Origin of the sequence: Bacteroides sp. AM23-12 (assembly GCF_003434395.1) — a bacterium.
Taxonomy (GTDB): domain Bacteria; phylum Bacteroidota; class Bacteroidia; order Bacteroidales; family Bacteroidaceae; genus Bacteroides; species Bacteroides thetaiotaomicron.
The window spans coordinates 1-2,682 of sequence record NZ_QTLF01000037.1 but is presented as its reverse complement, the minus strand read 5'-3'; the positions used below and the strand labels follow the sequence as shown (position 1 = coordinate 2,682).

Here is a 2,682-nt window from a genome sequence, read left to right as displayed (position 1 = left end):
GTGCCGGTATATACAGAACGAAACAGATGCGGTACATAAACAGCCCCACGACAATCTACCGCACGATTATAGACCGCACGAAATGTGCGTAAATAAGTAGATACAGTATTCCAACTGCATCCACGGCCACGAAGGTGAATCTCGAAGCCTTTTAACCACTCAGGGGTTACCTCATGAAATGTAAAATCCCCTTTCCCACGATAAGCAATGATGGCATTGAGACTGCTACGGTAGACGTGTGCAGTACCAAAGTTTCCCTCCATCTGTAGTCCCTTGGCTACTTGCTTCATAAATGCTACTACTTTTAACATTTTAATCACTATTAAATAAATTACGCGATAAATATAAGGGTATTTTAGCATCTCTCCAAAATACCCTTCAGACATATACTCATTCATCAGCAGAATGATCCGACCAACAAATTTCGCCATGCGTCTGAGAGTAAAACAACAAAAAAAGAAACCGCTATGTTTTTTTTCATAAAATTTCCGCCACAAATAAATAGTTATTATAATCAACAAATATCCCTAATTACAAATTTAATTAAGCAGGTACATACATATAAATTTACAGATGTAAAAACAAAAAATAAAACTAAATTATTTTATACTATTCAATCAATTTATTTTTCATAACTTTGCAGAAAATAAACCACAAACAATGGTTTATACAAACTAAATATAATAATATGATAAAAGTAGAAAAAGAAGTATCCAAAGATTACATCATCAAGGGATTTAAACATTTTACCCAATTAGCTACGGAATACTTTCAAGGACATTCGGACTGCAATGCAGCTAGAAAAAGGATGCGCGACACGATAGACGCCAACTTGCAGCTCAAAGCAGAGCTCACCGCTGCAAGCTACACCGAACATACGACTTTGCTAAGTCCGAAAATGCAGCAAATCATCTGGGCGCACTGGGGACCACCCATCATTTCACTGTCGGAAAACCACGCAAACGAGTCGGACAACAAACGAGTTTGAACGCCCAAAAAGCGAAAATCGAACTATATATTTTTAAATATATAATTTATTAGTTATCCCTTATTATGGTTCCGCCCTGCGTTTCAAAAGATTTTTCTCAACAGACATATTCCATTAAATGTCAGAAGATTACCTCACTCTCCAGAGTGTTCCGCTGTGCGTTCCACAAAAATGCCCTTTTTCCACCCTCCAAACAGAGGCTCCAAAATGACCGAACAGAGGCTTCGTTTACTATAAACAGAAGCTCTGTTCGCATCAAACGAAGCCTCTGTTTCACGATCTTCCTCCAACGTGTACCACACAAAAACAACACATGTCAAAAACAGCAATTTACGTCCACACAAGGAATATTACATCCCAACACGTCCAAACACGCACATCCGTTTAGGATTCCGGCAACGATCAACCTACTTTTGGACAAAATTTAAAAACAGAATATCATATGCAAAAAATGGATTGTCAAGCCATCGGATATGGCTACATCATTATCCCAAAAGCTCTGCTGAAAGAGCAACTTATAGACTGCAGCCCACATGAAGGAGAAATAGAAGCTTTTCTGAAGCTTCTTATAAAAGTCAACTACTCGGAAACAAAGCTCACCGACCATCAAAGACGCACCATCGTGTGCAAAAGAGGTGAAAGCCTGCACAGCTACCGCAGTTGGAGCGCCATTTTCCACTGGCCAACGAGCAGAACCTACCGCTTCATACAACAACTGAAAACAAACGGAATCATCGAAATCATTCCTCACAACGACACCACCGCCCTGCATATCCGAGTAGTCGACTACGAAAACTGGACAAATATCTCGACACTCCTCGGCGAGAAAAAAGAAAACACACAAAAAGCCAGCAACGAAAAGTTCCGCCTCTTCTGGGACGACTACCACAACATCCTGCAGCTCCCCAAAGAGAACATCGCCAAGGCACAGCGTATCTGGAAAAAGCTGAGCGAAAAAGAACAGCAACTCGCCATCGACCATATCGAAGAATATTATTATCATCAGACAAACATGAAATTCACGTTACATGCCTGCAGTTATTTATCCAATAAAGCCTTTCTGAATGAATATGAATACTGACAACAGAGTTTCTCCGCAGGCTCCGGAGATAGAAGAAGCCATACTGGGCGCCTGCCTGATAGAACAGGAAGCCATGCCGCTCGTAGCCGACACGCTGCGTCCGGAAATGTTCTACAGCATGCGTCACCAAGTGATCTACGCCGCCCTGCTGGCCATGTACCAGGCAGGAATGAAGATCGACATCCTCACCGTAAAAGAAGAGCTTGCCCACCGGGGCAAGCTCGAAGAAGCCGGCGGAGCATTCGGTATCACGCAACTGAGCAGCAAAGTAGCCACCTCGGCACACATCGAATATCACATGCAGATCGTACACGAGAAATACCTGCGGCGGGAAATGATACTGGGACTCAACAAACTCCTCGCCTGCTCCCTGGACGAAACAATGGACATAGCCGATACGCTGATAGATGCGCACAACCTGCTCGACCGCCTGGAAGGTGAATTCGGCCACAACGACCACATGCGCGACATGGACGCACTGATGACCGACACAATGGAAGAAGCCGAACAGCGTATCGCCAAAAGCGTAAACGGAATTACCGGCATCCCCACCGGCCTGACGGACCTGAACCGCATGACGTCCGGACTGCAAAACGGAGAACTCATTGCCATC

Annotated in this window: 4 protein-coding genes; 3 read left to right on the top strand and 1 reads right to left on the bottom strand. The window is 43.6% G+C overall.

Going from position 1 to position 2,682, the window contains the following annotated elements; translation table 11 throughout:
- Window positions 1–311: phage integrase SAM-like domain-containing protein (locus DW640_RS20300; RefSeq protein ID WP_199610439.1), on the bottom strand; the 311-nt coding region annotated here is incomplete at its 3' end.
- A 377-nt stretch (window positions 312–688) separates the two neighbouring features.
- On the opposite strand from DW640_RS20300, the gene DW640_RS20295 reads away from it, so the two are divergent.
- The 3 genes from DW640_RS20295 to DW640_RS20285 form a co-directional block, all read left to right on the top strand.
- Window positions 689–988, top strand: coding sequence for a DUF4248 domain-containing protein (locus DW640_RS20295; protein WP_008762266.1), 300 nt, complete (start codon window positions 689–691; stop codon window positions 986–988).
- A gap of 442 nt (window positions 989–1,430) precedes the next feature.
- Window positions 1,431–2,069, top strand: coding sequence for a hypothetical protein (locus DW640_RS20290; protein ID WP_008762265.1), 639 nt, complete (start codon window positions 1,431–1,433; stop codon window positions 2,067–2,069).
- Window positions 2,059–2,682, top strand: a 624-nt coding sequence (locus DW640_RS20285; RefSeq protein ID WP_304466180.1) for a DnaB-like helicase N-terminal domain-containing protein, incomplete at its 3' end; no start/stop codon positions are given. The genes DW640_RS20290 and DW640_RS20285, both read left to right, overlap by 11 nt.

Coding starts and splice junctions, on each gene's coding strand:
- DW640_RS20295 (WP_008762266.1), top strand. CDS start 689: ATGATAAAAGTAGAAAAAGAAGTATCCAAAGATTACATCATCAAGGGA.
- DW640_RS20290 (WP_008762265.1), top strand. CDS start 1,431: ATGCAAAAAATGGATTGTCAAGCCATCGGATATGGCTACATCATTATC.